Source organism: Cohnella soli, from assembly GCF_042655525.1.
Lineage (GTDB): Bacteria > Bacillota > Bacilli > Paenibacillales > Paenibacillaceae > Cohnella > Cohnella soli.
In genome coordinates this window covers 130,957-148,017 of sequence record NZ_JBHSMI010000056.1, presented here as the reverse complement: position 1 = coordinate 148,017, position 17,061 = coordinate 130,957, and the positions used below count along the sequence as shown (strand labels likewise).

Genomic DNA, 17,061 nt, shown 5'->3' with positions numbered 1-17,061 from the left:
CTAGACCGTTATTCAGGAAACAGCTCTTTAATGTTGATTTCCGGTTTAACTTTGGATGGCTGGTTGGCGTTAATTTCTTCAATGATTTTGGCGCCGCCGGCGTCAAGCCATTTCTTCACGGCTGCTTCCCATTCCGGTTTGTTCCATTTGTCATTGAGTGTCGCGCCGCCGTCAATCAGAGGTTGCAAGTAATCGGTGTAAATCCGCGCGCCATCCTTCTGTTCCGTCGTGGACACCGTGCTCGGCAGGCGGTAATTGCCGTAATAGTTGGCGGTGTAAGCGTAGTACTTGCTTTTGACTTCTTCGAACATATCGCCGATGCCGGCGCCTTCGTATTGGCTTTTCAGCGCGGTCCAGTCCAATTTCTCTTGAATCGGACGAAGGAATTGAAGCGGTTCAATCTGCGTCGTCTTGAAGTCGTTCTCCACTTGGTCTTGCGGCAGCGGCACCTTCTCGCCGTCCACGACTTTATACGTTTTGCCTTCGACGCCATAGCGGCTAAAGTCGCTGCCTTCCGTCAACGACCAGTTCAGTACGCGGAAGAATCCATCCGGGTCTTTCATCTTCGAAGAGACGTAAATTCCCCTGTCGTACAAACTGAACAGTTGGGCGCCGCCCGCATCGCCGTTAGGGCCGTTCAAAGGCGGCAAAATGCCGAGCTTGGCATCGGGTGCCGATTTCTTCATGTTTTGAAGGATTTCCGGGGTATACGCCCAGTTGATCCCCAACACGGCGGCTTTGCCCGTCTCGAACTTCGTTTTTGAGTGCGACCAATCTTTATTCACGAGATATTCCGAATCGAGAAGACCTTTATGGCGCAAGTTTTTCAGCCACATGTTGAAATCCACGACACCATCCAACATCCAGTAAGGAACAAGTTTGTTCGGGTCTTCCTTGGATGGCATCCACCCTTCCTTGGCGAAGCCGAACGACGTGCCCAGCGCGCCAAGTCCCCAGAAACTGTCCTGGCCGGTGAGCGGAATGATTTTCGGGTCGCTTGTTTTGATTTTTTCCAAAGCGGCTTCCAGTTCAGCTATCGTTGTTGGTTCGGGAATGCTCAGTTTTTCAAACAGGTCTTTGCGGTAGAAATTAAACATCGGATTAAAGGGATTGATTGCGTTCGGCAGGAAGAAGATGTCGCCGTTCTCGTCCTTTAACTGATCCCACAGGGCTTGCGGCGCCATTGCTTTGATAGCGGGATACTTCTCCAGATAGTCGTTGATTTTCAAAAATGCGCCTTGCTTTTGCATGTCGACGAACTTGTAGTCCGCAGGACCAGACGCCCAGAACACGTCCGGCAAGTCGCCGGAAGCGAAGACCGTGTTAAGCTTTGCGTCGTATTCGCCGACGGGGACGATTTGAACTTTCATCTTCACGTTCGCGGCTTTGTTCAATTGTTGCTCGTAAGCGCCGCCTTCCGCAAAGGTGGCGGGGCCCCATACCGGCCGCATATACGAGAACTCGGCAAGCGTGGCTTTTTCCGAGGACGAGGCGGATGCCGATGACGTCGGCGATTGCTGCGGCGACGCGGACCCGGGACTGCCTGTGCTCTCCTTGTCGTTCTTGCCGGCGCATCCAGCCAACATTCCTGTCGTCATTACCGCTGTCAGCAATAAAGCCGACAATTTTCGATTTGTGCGTTGTTGTTTCTGTTTCGCGATACTCATTACCATTCACCCCTGTAATTTAATGAATATGTAAACCCCGGAGGGTGTTTACCTTGTGTCATGCCCGGTATTGCTTCATCCTTTGACCGCGCCCATCATGATGCCTTTAACGAAATATCGCTGCAGGAAAGGGTAGACGACCAGAATGGGAACGATCGAGAAAACAATCGTAGCCGACTTGATGTTTTCCGGCGTCAGAATGACTTTCGTGACATCCTGTCCGAGGTTGGTACCCCGCATGTTTAAGGCGCTCATATCGATAATGATAGAGCGAAGCAGCACTTGAAGCGGCCATTTGCCGTTGTCGGTGAGAAAGAACAATCCGTTAAAATAATCGTTCCAATGTCCGACGGCATAAAAGAGGGCAATCGTGGCAATGGCCGGTTTAGAGAGCGGCAGAATGATTCGCGTAAGCGCCGTCCACTCGGTTGCTCCGTCGATCTTTACGCACTCCTCGAGTTCGTCCGGAATGGACCAGAAGAAGTTGCGCATGAGAATCAGATTAAAAGGGGCGACGAGTCCGGGAAGAATCATGGCCCACAGCGAATTGATCAGGTGCAACTCCTTGAGCAGGAGATAAAACGGAATCAATCCAGCTCCGAACAGCATCGGAACGATCGTCCACCAGAGAAGGAAACGGTGGCCCGGGATATTGGTCTTGGAGAGCCCGTAAGCTCCGGTTACCGTAAAGAGAAGGTTCAACAGCGTTCCGGTAACCGTCACGTAAACCGTAATGCCGAAAGCCTTGAGCAAGGCCGGCGTGGAGAAGATGTACGTATAGGCAGCCGTCGTGAAGTCATGCGGGAACAGCATCAACGGATTATCGTATATTGCCCGCGCTTCGCTAAAGCTGAAAGCGAGAACATTGACCATCGGAAGCAGCGTAATCAAGCTTAACGCTGTCAGTACAAGATAAATGAGGGCGTTCGCCCAAAACGGATTGTTGTCCAAAGATCGGTTTCGTTTCTCTGCAGATTTGGCTACCATATCGAACGTTCCCCCGTTCTCCGAACAATCATGTTGCCCAACACGATAAGGATGGTACCGATTACGCCTTTGAACAGGCCGACCGCCGTAGCCAGTCCAAAATTGCTTTCCTGTAAGCCGATGCGGTATACGTAGGTATCGATAATATCGCTAGTGCTGTAAACGAGCGGGTTTGCGAGAATTAGAATTTGTTCCATACCGGCATCCATAATCCCGGCAAGCGACAGCACGAACATTAAGACGATGGTCGAGCGAATGCCCGGCAGCGTAATGTGCCAAACTTGTCGGAGCTTGCCGGCCCCGTCGATTCGCGCCGCTTCGTACAGCGTGCCGTCTATGCCCGAGAGGGCTGCAAGATAAATAATGGCGCCCCATCCGAATTCTTTAAGAATACCCGTCACGATGAGCATGCCTCGGAAAATGGAGGGATTCGTCATAAAGTCGATTTTCTCCATGCCAAGCAAGTTCAAAATGAGGTTTACCGCCCCGATCGGTCCAAGCAAGTTATAGATAATGCCGCCGAAAATAACCCAAGACAAGAAGTGGGGGAAATAAGTAATCGTCTGCACGGCCTTCTTGAAAACGCCTATACGCACTTCGTTCAGCAGGAGGGCGAACAGGATTGGAATGGGAAAGCCGAACAAGATGCGGGACAGGCTGATGGTCAGCGTGTTGCCCATTAACCGGTTGAATTGTATGGAACCGAAAAACGTTCGGAAATGTTCAAGCCCGACCCACGGGCTCGCCCAGATTCCCTTAAACAGTTGGATGTCTTTGAATGCGATAACAATACCAACCATTGGAACGTAACTGAAAACCAAAAAATAGATGAACGTCGGCAGGATCATTAAGTAAATGAACTTATGTCTGATTATTGCTTTAGGCATTTCGGCACCCTCTCCTGAGAACGGTTACAACATTTACTAGTATCATAAAACCTTAAATACAATCAGTCAATACATTATATTAAATAAAAGTATTAATACATTTAATTAAAATCTTGTTTTTCGAAGAAAAAATAATTAATATTATGGTAAAGGCATGATACAATACACTTAAATGTATTAGAGTATTCGACTATGCTTAAGGGGTGAATTTTGGATGTCTTCTGGGCCCGATTCCTTGAAGGTTCCGTTGTATTTACAAATACGGGATTATATTAAATCCCAAATTTCCAGTCAGGCGTTTAGACCCGACGATCAGATCCCGACGGAAGCGGAGTTGATGGCTCAGTTCGGCGTGAGCAGAGTGACTGCCATCTCGGCAATCAAGCAACTCGTGGAAGAAGGCCTCGTCTACCGCGTTTCCGGCAAAGGAACGTTCGTTGCGCGGAGCGAAAGAACGGAAGGGAAACGAATCGGCGTGCTGTTAACGGCGCTGCTTGATGCGGCTGCCAAGGCCATGCTCATAGCGATCGAGCGAGCTTGCCGGAAGGAAGGCTTTGAATTGATTCTCAAGATGAATCTGAGCCCCGAGGAAGAGTTGCGGACCATTCAGGATCTGGTGGATAAACAGACGAGCGGACTTATTATTTACCCGATCGACAACGAAATCTACAGCGAAGAAATTATCAAGTTAAAAACCTTATCTTATCCGTTTGTTCTGGTCGACAAGTATTTGCCGGGCATTCCGACGAACGCGGTATACTCGGACAACTATACGGGCGGGATGTTGGGGACGGAATATTTAATCGGCAAAGGACATCGGAATATTGGCATTCTATCCGAAGCCAAATCGAAGACGTCGAGCGCGGACGAACGGTTTCGCGGCTACCTCGAAGCGGCGCAGAAGCATCGGTTGGTCATCAATCCCGACCAATGGCTAATCGGAATTCGCGATACTTACAATAGCGAGGAAGAAATCGAATCATTGGTCAGGTCGTGGATGGAACGGCACAAGGAAATGACGGCGGTCTTTTCGTTTAACCGCAACCTTTCCGTCTTAATAGCTCGAATCGCGAAAGAAATGGGCAGGCGCGTCCCGGAGGATCTATCCATTCTTTCATTCGACAATCCCGGCCTGCATGATTTGGACGGCTACTTCTTTAGTTTCATTCAGCAAGATACGGCTGCAATGGGAGAGCAGGCCGTTAAGCTGTTGGCTAAGGCCATGCGTGAGGAAGCGGTTTGCGAAAGCATCGTTACCCCTATCAGCTTGTACGAAGGCCGAACGGTCGAGGACCTGACATTAATAAATTGAAACTAACACATAAAGTAGGGAAACTGCATGAAAGCACCGATCGAGAACGGATGGCTCCTCACCGGTTCGCACCCCGGATTTTGGGAGTTCGGACGCAGCATGGAACTCGGCATCGAGTTAAAAGGGCTCATACCATGGATACCTGCGAAGGTACCGGGAAGTGTCCATTACGATTTGTACGAATCAGGTTATCTTCCCGATCCTTATTGGGGGCTAAACTCGCAGGCGTGCGAATGGGTAAACGAACGCAATTGGCTTTATCGTAACGCTTTTGTCGCCGATGAACGTTGGCGCGGAAGAAAAGTGCGCCTGGTATGCGAAGGTATTGACTATTCGGCTAAATTACGGCTAAACGGCGAACCCCTAGGCGAGCATCGCGGCATGTTTACTCCTGCCGAGTTCGATCTCACCGATCGGCTGCGCTGGGGGGAAACGAACGAACTTCTCATCGGCATTGATGTAACGCCGGAAGGCGTTCCTCAATTGGGCTACACGAATAAAGTCGATCACCTGAAGAGCCGTTTCGGATACAAGTGGGACTTTTGCCCGCGACTCCAGAACATGGGGCTATGGAAGCCCGTTTATCTTTGTATTAACGGATCGTCCCGTTTTAACGACGTTCACTGGAAGACAAGCTTAAACGAAGACGGCGCGGAGGGGCTCGTGACGGTCGTACTCGATAACGAGAAGGGCGGACAAGGAAGCGTCATAACGAACCTGTACGCCCCCGACGGAACGCTTTGCTCATCCCGGACAACCCAAGTGCAGCTAAGACCGGGACTACAAATCATTGAGCAACGATTACATATCGCTCATCCTGAGCTCTGGTACCCGAACGGCTACGGCAACCAACCGCTGTACCGTTTGGTTACGGAAGTGCGTCTCGATGGTCAACCTTACGCGGAATCTTCCGATGAGCGGGAGTTAACCGTCGGCATCCGCACGTTAGATTTCAAGCAAAACCCGGGCTCCCCCGACGATTCGCTCGCCTATACCGTCATCGTCAATGACCGTCCCGTTTATTTAAAAGGCTGGAACTGGGTCCCCGTCGATCAATTGTACGGTCGCGAAAGAAGGGGGCAATACGAACATCTCATCCGGCTTGCCAAAGAGGCGAACGTTAATCTGTTGCGCGTATGGGGAGGCGGTCTGATCGAACGGGATCTGTTCTACGAGTTGTGCGACCAATCAGGCATTTTGATCTGGCAAGAAATGATGCAGTCCAGTTCCGGATTCAACAACGAGCCAAGCGCGGACGCCGCCTTTCTCCACGAATTGCAACAAACGATGCGTTTCGTCATTCGGGAAAAACGAAACCATCCGTCGCTAGCCATCTGGTGCGGAGGCAATGAATTGACCGAAGGAGGACATTTGCAAGATCGGCTCGTGCCGCTCACCGACAACCATCCGAACTTGCGAATGCTTCGGGATTTGGTCGCGGATCTCGACGGGGAGAGGTTGTTTTTGCCCTCATCCTCTTCCGGCCCGGTCTTTTTTCTGGAACAACAGCACGCCGGGCAAGGCTTGTCCTACGACGTACACGGCCCCTGGAAATATGCCGGGGACGTCGATCATTACGCTCTCTATAACGGCAGCGACGCATTGCTTCACAGTGAGTATGGCGCAGACGGCTTCGCGAGCCTGGAAAGCTTGAAGAGATTCCTGCCCGAAGACGAGTTGACGACGATGTCCGACCCTTCGCCGACCTGGCTGCACCATGGATACGAATATTGGAACATGAACGAACAGCTGGAGCGCTTATTCGGGCCCGTCTGCACGCTCGAGGAAAAGGTCCGGCTGTCCCAATGGCTTCAGGCCGAATCCATTGGTTATGCCGTGGAGTCCAACCGGCGCCGGGCGCCTCGGTGCAGCGGGAGCATCTTGTGGCAAATGAACGAACCTTTCCCGAATGTGTCTTGCACGAGCGCCGTGGACTACTACGGCATGCCGAAACCCGCCTACTTCCGGACGGCACTCGCTCAGCGTCCGATTCATCCGTCGGCGCAGTTTGACAAGCTGGCCTACGCGCGCGGCGAATCGTTTCAAGCGCGGTTATTCATTTGCGCCGATCACCCTGACGACGCCGATGCGCAATTGTCCTGGACGATATGCAACAAAGCCGGCGAGACGTTGTTGAAAGGCGAGACGGAAAGATTTCCGATGAAAGAACTCGTCACGGCTTGCGGCTCGATTAACTGGAGCATACCGGACGATTACCAAGAAGCGTTCCGACTTGATTTGAAATTGCGAACGGTTGGTAACGAGGAGATCGAGAACCATTACCTATTCGCCTTCAAATCCGACGAACCTGCAGCGGCTCCCTTGCAGACGTTGCGACTATTCCTGTGACAGCGAAAAAAAAGGAGACGACTTTAATGTCCAATCATCAGACCGTTCAAGTCATCAGCCATTCGTGCAACAAGCAATGGGTTTGAGGCAATTGAAACAACGATTGGCTTAACAGTTTCCGTACGATATCGAATCGTAACCCTATGATTTTGCTAAACCGAGGGATGGGGTACGAAAGTTGAATCACCGCTAATCAGGCTGCCGATAACTTCGGCGGCCTTCTGTGCATGTTATAAAGGCTTGGTCAGCCATGGAAGCGGATATAAAAAGTTGGCAATCATGCGTCGCGAAATGCTCCTTTCAAATTTCGCCGTTACCCCGCGCGACTGGCATGTCGGTTGTAACTTTAGGACATAGACGACGAAGGGCTTTCTGCACAAAGGGAAGCCCTTTTTCCATTTATTTATCGGCAAAAAAACTTACATAATGGTAATCGGTCCATCATAATATTGGCGTATTGGGTCATATAATATAACATAAATATACCATTCACCTCCCCTATACCTTCAGATTACAGACTCAAATGACAACCCTAACAGATGAGAAATTCCAAATATGCACCCTTTCTACTCCGTTTCCTACGCTTATTAGTCTTTTTCGTCCTCAAACATAACATCAAAGTACAAGTCATTGACATTTAAATGTTATATATATTGACATGAAAGGAAATCCAACACTATAATACAAACAACCGAACGATAATCCACTACAAATAAAAAATCGTTCGGAAATAAATCAACATTTGGAATAGGGAGTGGAGTTATGGGGAGAAAAGAAAAGTGGTTTAAAGGCATGGGATTGGCCGTATCTTTGAGTCTTGCTTTGGTTGGATGCGGCAGCAATAACGAGGGCAATTCGGCCTCGTCTTCGGCACCGGCTTCCTCGGCACCTTCCTCTTCGTCCGCAGCAAGCGATGGCGGCACAGTCAAGGTCGGCATTCTGCACTCGCTCAGCGGTACGATGTCCATCAGCGAAGTCACGGTCAAAAATTCCGAAATGATGGCGATCGACGAGATCAACGCCGCCGGCGGCGTTCTGGGCAAGCAGATCAAGCCCGTTGTCGAAGATGGAGCATCGGATTGGCCGACTTTTGCCGAGAAGGCGCGAAAGCTGATTTCCGAAGATAAGGTAGCGGCAGTATTCGGCGGTTGGACATCTGCGAGCCGCAAGGCGATGCTGCCGGTATTCGAAGAGCTGAATGGCCTGCTGTGGTATCCGGTTCAGTACGAAGGCCTCGAATCCTCTCCTAACATTTTCTATACCGGCGCCACGACGAACCAGCAAATCGTACCTTCGGTCGACTACCTGCTGGAACAAGGCAAGAAGAAGTTCTTCCTGCTCGGCTCCGACTACGTGTTCCCGCGCACGGCGAACAAGATTATCAAGGCGCAACTGGCTGCCAAGGGCGGCGAGACCGTCGCCGAAGAGTATACGCCGCTCGGACATACCGACTATACGACGATCATCGCCAAGATCAAGGAAGCTAAGCCGGACGTCGTGTACAACACGCTGAACGGCGACAGCAACGTAGCCTTCTTCAAGCAACTGAAGGATGCGGGCATTACGTCCAAGGATCTGACGACGCTGTCGGTCAGCATCGCCGAAGAAGAAGTCAAAGGCATCGGCGCCGACTTCCTGGCCGGGCACCTCGTTGCCTGGAACTACTATCAGACAACCGACACGCCGGATAACAAGACGTTCGTCGCGAACTTCAAGGCGAAGTACGGCGCGGACAGCGTAACGAGCGACCCGATGGAGGCAGGCTATACGGCAGTCTACCTGTGGAAGGCTGCGGTGGAGAAGGCAGGTTCCTTCGACGTAGACGCCGTGAAGAAAGCCGCAGGCGGCATCGAGTTCAACGCTCCGGAAGGCAAGGTTACGATCGACGGCGAGAACCACCACATCTACAAGACGGTCCGGATCGGCGAGATTCAGTCCGACGGCATGATCAAGGAGCTGTGGAACTCCGGCAGCCCGGTCAAGCCGGACCCGTATCTCAAGGGCTACGATTGGGCAAGCGGCCTCAGCTCGGGATCCTAACCCTCAAGGCATAAGCAATCCATTGGGCGGGAGCGTCACACGGCGAGATTCGTCGACACGGTGCACTCCCGCTTTACCTTACTCGCAGGGAGGGGCGAATGTCATGGAGGTATGGATCTCCCAGTTGTTCAACTGTTTGAGCGTCAGCTCTATCCTGCTGTTGATTGCGCTCGGCCTCGCCATTACCTTCGGACTTATGGGCGTCATTAATATGGCGCACGGCGAGTTTATTATGATCGGCAGCTACACCGCTTATTTGACGCAGAATTTGTTTAAGAACATGCTGCCCCAGGGCGCGTTCGACAGCTACTTTATCGCTGCGATCATCGCCAGCTTCCTCGCTGCGTTCGCCATCGGCTACTTGCTGGAAGTGTTATTAATCCGGCATTTGTACGGCCGTCCGCTGGACAGTCTGCTCGCCACATGGGGCGTCGGCCTCGTTCTGCAGCAGGTCGCGCGCTCGATTTTCGGCGCGCCCAACGTCGCCGTGAGCAGTCCGTCGTGGCTGGATGGGGGGCTGGAGATGATAGACGGCGCGGTGTTCCCTTACAAGCGGCTGTTTATTCTGGCGCTAGTCGCCATCTGCCTGACCGCCATGTATTTGTACATTTATCGAAGCGCATCAGGCAGGCGGATGCGGGCGGTCATGCAGAATCGCGAGATGGCCGCATGTCTCGGCATCTCGACCAGACGCGTGGACGGGATGACGTTTGCGATCGGCTCGGGCATAGCGGGAATCGCGGGCTGCGCGTTGACGCTGATCGGTCCGATCGGCCCGAATATCGGTACCTATTACATCGTCGATGCGTTCATGGTCGTCGTCCTGGGCGGCGTCGGCAAGCTGGTCGGCACCGTCGTCGGTGCGCTCGGCATCGGCGTCTTTAACACCATGTTCGAGTGGTGGTCGGACGCTTCGCTCGGGAAGGTATTCGTCTTTGTATTGATCGTAGCTTTCCTCCAGTGGAAGCCGAAGGGATTGTTCGCCGTTCGCACGCGCCAACTGGATTGACGAATGAGATTCATTTCATCGAAGAGAAGGTGAGCATGCCATGAAGTCGATTTTTGCGGATCGCCGGAGACTTTGGTTGCTTATCGGTTATATGGCAGCCGCGGCGGTATTGTTTTGCGCTCCGCTGTATTTAAGCGACTTTCGCCTGAATTTGCTTGCCAAGTTTCTTGCATTCGCGATCGCAGCTCTCGGTCTTGATTTGCTCTGGGGTTATACCGGCGTACTAAGCCTCGGTCACGGCGTGTTTTTCGGACTGGGCGCTTATGCGATGGGCATGCATCTGAAGCTTCAGGCGAGCGGGGCGCGTTTGCCCGACTTTATGGATTGGAGCGGATTGACGAAGCTGCCCTGGTTCTGGGAACCGTTCAGGTCGTTCCTCGTTGCGGTTCTGCTCGGCATCCTGATCCCGGCACTGCTCGCTTTGTTCCTTGGGTTCTTTACGTTCCGCAATCGGATCAAGGGCGTGTACTTCACCATTCTGACGCAGGCGCTTGTTATTATCGTCACGACGTTGTTCATCGGGCAACAAGCTCATACGGGCGGCACGAACGGACTGACGAGCTTCACCAAGCTGTTAGGCGAGCCCCTGAAGTCGGATACGATGAAGATTGCCTTGTATCTTTCGACGGTCGTGGCGCTTGTGTTCGTGTTTATTTTGTGTCGTTATATCGCGAAAAGCCGGATGGGCAAGGTGCTTCGCGCCATTCGCGACGGGGAGAACCGGGTGCGCTTCCTCGGCTACAACCCGGCAACGTACCAGATGATGACGTTCGCCCTCTCCGGTGCGCTGGCGGGCATAGCAGGGATGCTGTTCGTGCTTCATGTCGGCATTATCTCGCCTTCGATGATGGGTATTGTTCCGTCGATCGAAATGATTCTGTGGGTCGCGATCGGAGGAAGAGGCACGCTGATCGGCGCTTTGATCGGCACGCTGGCGCTTAATTATGCCAAGAGCGGTCTATCCGAGGCCTATCCGGACATCTGGACGATTTTCCTCGGCGTGCTGTTTATCGTCGTGACGGTTTTCTTGCCGGGCGGCATCGCCGGTTTGATTCGATCCGGAGTCGAAGCCGTCCGCAACATACGCGGAAAGGGGAATTTGCATGAGTCAGGCGCCCATTCTGTCCTGCAAGGAAATAACCGTAGCGTTTGACGGGTTCAAGGCCGTTCAAGGCATGAATCTGATGCTGCTGCCGGGTGAGCTGCGCTTCCTGATCGGGCCCAACGGAGCAGGCAAGACGACGATGCTGGACGTGATCTGCGGCAAGGTCAAGCCAGTGTCGGGGAGCGTGTCGTTCCGCAGTCGGCCGGGCGCCCTCGACATCACCAAGCTTCAAGAGCACAAGATCGCGGAATCCGGCATCGGTCGCAAGTTCCAGACGCCTTCTATCTTCGCGGGACTGACGGTGATGGAGAATCTGGAGATCGCCATGTCGCAGAATCGCAGCGTCTGGGCGACGCTGCGGGCGTCCCTCAAGCATAGCGAGCGTGAACGAATCGACGAGGAACTGACGCTGATCGGTCTCGGAGACCAACGCCATCTGCGGGCCGGTCTGCTCTCCCACGGCCAGAAGCAGTGGTTGGAGATCGGGATGATGCTGCTTCAGGAGCCGGAGATTCTGCTGCTCGACGAGCCGGTGGCCGGCATGACGGACAAGGAGACGGACAAGACGGGGGAGCTGTTGAAGGAGATCGTCCGCAAGCGGACGGTCGTCGTCGTCGAGCACGATATGGAGTTCGTGCGCAACTTCGCCAGCAAGGTGACGGTTATGCACGAAGGCAAGCTTCTGAAGGAAGGAACGATGGACGAGATTCAAAGCGACGACCGGGTGGCCGAAGTGTACCTGGGCAAAGGCAAAGGGCGGGATGCGCATGCTGTCGGTTGAAGCATTGGAAGCGGGCTACGGCGAGAGCATGATCTTGCGCGACGTGAGCTTGAAGGTGGAACCTGGTCAAGTCGTATGTCTGATGGGGCGCAACGGCGTGGGCAAGTCCACATTGGTCAAAAGCATTATGGGCGTCGTCAAGACGAAGCGGGGACAAGTCAAGTTTAAAGAAAGCGATATTACCCGATCGCCTTCGGGCGAGCGGGCGAGGGCAGGAATCGGGTACGTTCCGCAAGGGCGGGAGGTGTTCGGTCAATTGAGCGTCTATGAGAACTTGCGGATCGGACTCGAAGCGTGCCGCGACAAGAAGCGGCGCAAAATCAGGGAGATACCGTCCGAGGCGATCGCGAAGTTCCCTGTGCTGCCGTCGATGTACGGACGAAGAGGCGGCGATCTCAGCGGCGGTCAGCAGCAGCAGCTCGCCTTCGCCAGAGCGCTCGTCTCCGAGCCGGAGCTGCTTCTTCTCGACGAGCCGGCGGAGGGAATCCAGCCGTCGATCGTGCAGGATATTCAAAGCGTTATTCGCAGCATCCGCAATGAGGGCAGGACTTCGATTTTACTCGTCGAGCAGAGTCTGGACTTCGTTCGCAGCGTGGGCGATGTATTTTACATCATGGAGAAAGGAACGATCGTCTGGAGCGGAGGGAAGGAACATCTCGACGATCCTAACGTGATGCGTTATTTGACGATCTAACCCAAGAAGCGGTAACCGGACGCTAGAGAAGAAGGAGGGGTTAGAGCTGAATTATCCATGGAAAAGGTATTTTGTCATCGTGCTGCTGCTCCATCTTCTGGGGTTTGCGGGATTTTTTATCGCTGCGGCTCGCGACCCTGTTTTCTGGGGGCTGGGCATGCTGGCTTATTCATTCGGCTTGCGTCATGCGTTTGATGCGGACCATATTTCGGCGATCGATAATACGGTTCGCAAGCTTATGACAGGTCGCCAAAATCCGCATGGCGTCGGTTTGTTTTTTTCGCTGGGCCATTCAACGGTCGTTTTCTTAATGGTGCTGGTCGTCGGTTTCACTGCCAATACTTATGTTTTTAATAATAAAACGCTGCGGGAAGCCGGTTCGATCATCGGGACATCCGTGTCGGGATTTTTTCTGATCGTGATCGGAATTGTTAATGTAACCATGCTTGTGCGCTCGATTCGCGAGGCAAGGCAAGCTCGCAGCGGGTCATCTTCCGGCGAGTCCGGCGCTTCATCGGCTATGCCCGTCGGCGTGCTGACGGTGCTGCTCAAGCCTTTGTATCGTCTCGTACGGAAGAGCTGGCATTTGTATCCGCTCGGATTTCTGTTCGGGCTCGGATTCGATACGGCTACCGAGATCGGTCTGCTGGCATTGTCGGCAGGAGCTGCAAGCCAATCGGCTTCTCTGATAGGTATTTTGTCGCTGCCGATCCTGTTCGCCGCCGGGATGACGCTCCTGGATACGATCGACGGCATAATGATGAGTCGCGCCTATCGATTGTCTTCCGAGACACCCCGGAAGAGGCTGGTCTACAACCTGGTTGTGACAGGCGTCTCGGTGCTGTCCGCGTTTTTTATCGGATTCGTACAAGTGCTGCATTTGTTTGAGAAAAAACTGCCGGAAAGCTGGGTTGCCTGGTCTGAACGGCTTGATTTTGTATATGTGGGTCTGGGATTGGTCGGATTCTTCATAGCGACCTGGTTGTTGTTCGCCATGCTGCGCAAAGGAGCGAGGAGCAGGCATGCAGTTGACGGAGCGTGAGAAAGAAAAGCTATTGATTACGGTTGCGGCGAATTTGGCTCGCGACCGGTTGAAGCGAGGCGTGAAGCTGAATTATCCCGAAAGCGTCGCGCTGATCACTTCGGAGATTATGGAAGGCGCGCGTGACGGAAGAAGCGTGGCAGACCTGATGGCTTACGGCAGGCGGATTCTGACCGTCGATCAAGTCATGGAGGGAATTCCGGAGATGATTCACGAGGTTCAGGTGGAAGCGACATTCCCGGACGGTACCAAGCTGGTCACTGTGCATCAGCCCATCGGCTAATGCGGCCACCGATAGCAGTTCATTGTAGCAAAGGGCAAAGCAATCGGAGAGCGAGGTTGGATGGGTGAGGGTACCGGGAGAATATCGCGTGCGACCCGGCGAGATCGAATTGAATGCGGGACGCCGGAAGGTCGAGATTAGGGTTGCCAATATGGGCGACCGTCCTGTACAGGTCGGATCGCATTATCATTTCTTCGAAGTTAACAAGCAGCTACGATTCGAACGTAGTCAGGCGTTCGGCATGAGACTCGATATTCCGGCAGGTACGGCGGTTCGGTTCGAGCCTGGCGAAGAGAAGCCGGTGAAGCTGACTGAACTCGGGGGCGCCAAGCGGTCATTCGGCCTGAACGGCTTGACCGAGGGACCGGCGGATGCCGGGCCATTGCCCGAAGGTCCGGCCGTCCGGCTGGCGGAATGGAGGGCCGTCCATGAGTAGCATGAATCGCGGCGATTACGCCGGCATGTTCGGTCCGACGACGGGCGACGCGGTGCGGCTCGCGGATACGGAGCTGTGGGCGGAGATCGAGCGGGATTATACGGTTTATGGCGACGAGTGCAAGTTCGGGGGAGGCAAGGTTATCCGCGACGGGATGGGGCAGTCCTCTCATGCCGTCCGGGATGAAGGCGTGCTGGACACGATTATTACGAACGCCGTCATTATCGACCATTGGGGCATCGTCAAGGCGGATATCGGCATCAAGGACGGCCTGATCGTCGGCATCGGCAAGGGCGGCAATCCGGACATTATGGACGGCGTTCATCCGGGTCTGATCGTCGGTGCGAGCACCGAGGTCATCGCCGGGGAAGGAAGAATTGTCACGGCGGGCGGTATCGACGCGCATATCCATTTTATATGTCCGCAGCAGATCGAGACGGCGCTGTCGTCCGGCGTCACGACGATGATCGGCGGAGGGACGGGGCCGGCTACCGGAACCAACGCCACAACCTGTACGCCGGGCGCCTGGCATATGAGACGCATGCTGGAGGCGGCCGAAGCATTCCCGATGAATCTCGGGTTCACCGGCAAAGGCAATGCTTCATTTCCGGCTCCTCTCATCGAACAGATCGAGGCGGGCGCGATCGGGCTCAAGCTGCACGAAGATTGGGGCACTACGCCGAAGGCGATCGATACCTGCCTGCGCGTAGCGGACGAATTCGACGTGCAGGTCGCTATCCACACCGACACGCTGAACGAAGCCGGCTTCCTGGAGGACACGCTCGCGGCGATCAATGGCCGGACGATTCACACGTATCATACGGAGGGAGCGGGAGGAGGTCATGCGCCGGACATCATCCGTGCGGCATCGCACCCTAACGTACTGCCTTCATCCACGAATCCGACCCGTCCGTTTACGGTCAATACGATCGAAGAGCATCTGGATATGCTGATGGTTTGCCACCACCTGGACAGCCGCATTCCCGAGGATGTCGCCTTCGCCGATTCCCGCATTCGGCCGGAGACGATCGCCGCCGAGGATATTTTGCACGATATGGGCGTATTCAGCATGATCAGCTCCGACTCGCAGGCGATGGGACGCGTGGGCGAAGTCATTATCCGAACCTGGCAGACCGCGGACAAAATGAAGCGCCAGCGCGGTTCCTTGGCGCCGGATAAGGAGAGCGACAACTTCCGTATAAAGCGGTATATCGCGAAGTATACGATCAATCCGGCGATTACGCACGGCATCTCGCATATCGTAGGCTCCATCGAGTCCGGCAAGTTCGCGGATCTGTCGATCTGGACGCCGATGTTCTTCGGCATCAAACCGGATCTGGTGCTCAAGGGAGGAAGCATTGCCTATGCGCAGATGGGCGATCCCAATGCCTCCATCCCGACGCCTCAGCCGGTAATGGGCCGCCCGATGTTCGCCGCATACGGCAAAGCTGTGGAGAGAAGCGCGATTACATTCGTCTCACAGGCTGCTTACGACAGCGGTCTGCCCGACAAGCTGGGTCTTCGCAAACGGATCGAACCGGTCCGGAATTGTCGAAGCGTCTCCAAAGCGGACATGATCCACAACGGCGCAACGCCTGAAATCGATGTCAATCCGGACACCTATGCGGTCACGGTGGACGGCATTCCGGCCATATGCGAGCCGTCGGAGATCCTGCCGATGGCGCAACGCTACTTCTTATTCTGACATGATTCTGACAGATAGACGAACCGAAGCGGAGATGAGCCTATGATTCGATGGCTCGCAGCCCAACAATTGCTCGACTCCGCGCTGCCGATCGGCGGATTCTCGCATTCGTTCGGATTGGAGGCCGCCGTACAGGACGGACGGATCGGGAATATGCGGGAGCTGGAGCAATATATGCACGTCATGATTCGTCAGAGCTGGTCGACCTCCGATGCGATGATCGTCAAGGCGGTCTATGAGACCGCCGATATCCAGGACTGGCTGCGGCTCTGGCGGATCGAGCGGCAGGTTCATCTGCAGCGCGCGGGGAGCGAATCCCGCGAGGGCGTCGAGAAGATGGGCAGGCGGCTGCTTCAGTTGGTCGTATCCATCCATCCGACGCTGGATTGGTCGCCGCTCACGGACGCCCATCGGACCGGATTTTGCCTCGCCACGCATCCGCTCGTTCACGGCTTCATGTGTTGGAGACTCGGGTTGCGACTCGACGAAGCCGTGCAGGGCTATTTGTATTCTTGTGTCGTCACGACGACGGGCAGCGCGCTCAAGCTGCTGCCGATCGGTCAGACCGAATGCCAGGCGCTGATCGCCAGGCTCGGTCCGGCGATTGACGAAGGATGGCGGATCGCATGCGAGCTGCAGCCGGAGGAAGCTTACAGCAGCGCGCCTATATCCGAGATATTCGCCATTCGGCACGAGAGCTTGTATTCCCGGTTGTTCATGTCGTAACCCGCTCGCATTTCACTAACAGGACGGAGGAACAGCAA

The 17,061-nt window shown here is 54.2% G+C and carries 15 protein-coding genes; 12 read left to right on the top strand and 3 right to left on the bottom strand.

Annotation, left to right across the window (positions count from 1 at the left end; genetic code table 11):
• Positions 1–8: 8 nt before the first annotated feature.
• The 3 genes from ACFPOF_RS28045 to ACFPOF_RS28035 form a co-directional block, all read right to left on the bottom strand.
• Positions 9–1,667: an extracellular solute-binding protein gene (locus ACFPOF_RS28045; RefSeq protein ID WP_378138698.1), complete on the bottom strand. Its 1,659-nt coding sequence runs from the start codon at positions 1,665–1,667 to the stop codon at positions 9–11.
• A gap of 75 nt (positions 1,668–1,742) precedes the next feature.
• Positions 1,743–2,654, bottom strand: coding sequence for a carbohydrate ABC transporter permease (locus ACFPOF_RS28040; protein WP_378138697.1), 912 nt, complete (start codon positions 2,652–2,654; stop codon positions 1,743–1,745).
• A complete protein-coding gene (locus ACFPOF_RS28035; RefSeq protein ID WP_378138696.1) occupies positions 2,648–3,541 on the bottom strand; it encodes an ABC transporter permease in 894 nt (297 codons plus the stop codon). The genes ACFPOF_RS28040 and ACFPOF_RS28035 overlap by 7 nt, the downstream gene beginning before the upstream one ends.
• 214 nt (positions 3,542–3,755) lie before the next feature.
• Here ACFPOF_RS28035 and ACFPOF_RS28030 point away from each other — a divergent pair, with 214 nt between their 5' ends.
• The 12 genes from ACFPOF_RS28030 (at position 3,756) to ACFPOF_RS27975 (ending at position 17,023) form a co-directional block, all read left to right on the top strand.
• The gene (locus ACFPOF_RS28030) at positions 3,756–4,853 is read left to right on the top strand and encodes a GntR family transcriptional regulator (RefSeq protein ID WP_378138695.1); all 1,098 of its coding nucleotides are present in this window, start codon (positions 3,756–3,758) and stop codon (positions 4,851–4,853) included.
• Between the two features lie 27 nt (positions 4,854–4,880).
• A complete protein-coding gene (locus tag ACFPOF_RS28025) occupies positions 4,881–7,202 on the top strand; it encodes a glycoside hydrolase family 2 protein (protein WP_378138694.1) in 2,322 nt (773 codons plus the stop codon).
• Between the two features lie 762 nt (positions 7,203–7,964).
• On the top strand, positions 7,965–9,242 hold the full coding sequence (gene urtA, locus ACFPOF_RS28020) for an urea ABC transporter substrate-binding protein (protein ID WP_378138693.1): 1,278 nt from the start codon (positions 7,965–7,967) through the stop codon (positions 9,240–9,242).
• Between the two features lie 103 nt (positions 9,243–9,345).
• The gene (urtB, locus tag ACFPOF_RS28015; RefSeq protein WP_378138692.1) at positions 9,346–10,251 is read left to right on the top strand and encodes an urea ABC transporter permease subunit UrtB; all 906 of its coding nucleotides are present in this window, start codon (positions 9,346–9,348) and stop codon (positions 10,249–10,251) included.
• 40 nt (positions 10,252–10,291) lie between these two features.
• Complete coding sequence (gene urtC / locus ACFPOF_RS28010; protein WP_378138691.1) at positions 10,292–11,404, top strand: urea ABC transporter permease subunit UrtC; 1,113 nt, start codon at positions 10,292–10,294, stop codon at positions 11,402–11,404.
• Positions 11,355–12,137: an urea ABC transporter ATP-binding protein UrtD gene (gene urtD, locus ACFPOF_RS28005; RefSeq protein ID WP_378138690.1), complete on the top strand. Its 783-nt coding sequence runs from the start codon at positions 11,355–11,357 to the stop codon at positions 12,135–12,137. The genes urtC and urtD overlap by 50 nt, the downstream gene beginning before the upstream one ends.
• A complete protein-coding gene (urtE, locus tag ACFPOF_RS28000; protein ID WP_378138689.1) occupies positions 12,124–12,831 on the top strand; it encodes an urea ABC transporter ATP-binding subunit UrtE in 708 nt (235 codons plus the stop codon). Before urtD ends, urtE begins: the two co-directional genes overlap by 14 nt.
• A 79-nt stretch (positions 12,832–12,910) precedes the next feature.
• Entirely contained in the window at positions 12,911–13,873 is a 963-nt protein-coding gene (locus ACFPOF_RS27995; protein WP_378138688.1) for a HoxN/HupN/NixA family nickel/cobalt transporter, read from the top strand.
• The gene (locus ACFPOF_RS27990; RefSeq protein WP_378138687.1) at positions 13,854–14,156 is read left to right on the top strand and encodes an urease subunit gamma; all 303 of its coding nucleotides are present in this window, start codon (positions 13,854–13,856) and stop codon (positions 14,154–14,156) included. The genes ACFPOF_RS27995 and ACFPOF_RS27990 overlap by 20 nt, the downstream gene beginning before the upstream one ends.
• Before the next feature lie 64 nt (positions 14,157–14,220).
• Positions 14,221–14,592 carry an urease subunit beta gene (locus ACFPOF_RS27985; RefSeq protein WP_378138686.1) on the top strand — a complete coding sequence of 124 codons (372 nt, stop codon included), beginning with the start codon at positions 14,221–14,223 and terminating at the stop codon, positions 14,590–14,592.
• Positions 14,585–16,297 carry an urease subunit alpha gene (gene ureC, locus ACFPOF_RS27980; RefSeq protein WP_378138685.1) on the top strand — a complete coding sequence of 571 codons (1,713 nt, stop codon included), beginning with the start codon at positions 14,585–14,587 and terminating at the stop codon, positions 16,295–16,297. Before ACFPOF_RS27985 ends, ureC begins: the two co-directional genes overlap by 8 nt.
• 42 nt (positions 16,298–16,339) lie before the next feature.
• Complete coding sequence (locus ACFPOF_RS27975) at positions 16,340–17,023, top strand: urease accessory protein UreF (RefSeq protein WP_378138684.1); 684 nt, start codon at positions 16,340–16,342, stop codon at positions 17,021–17,023.
• Positions 17,024–17,061 lie beyond the last annotated feature (38 nt).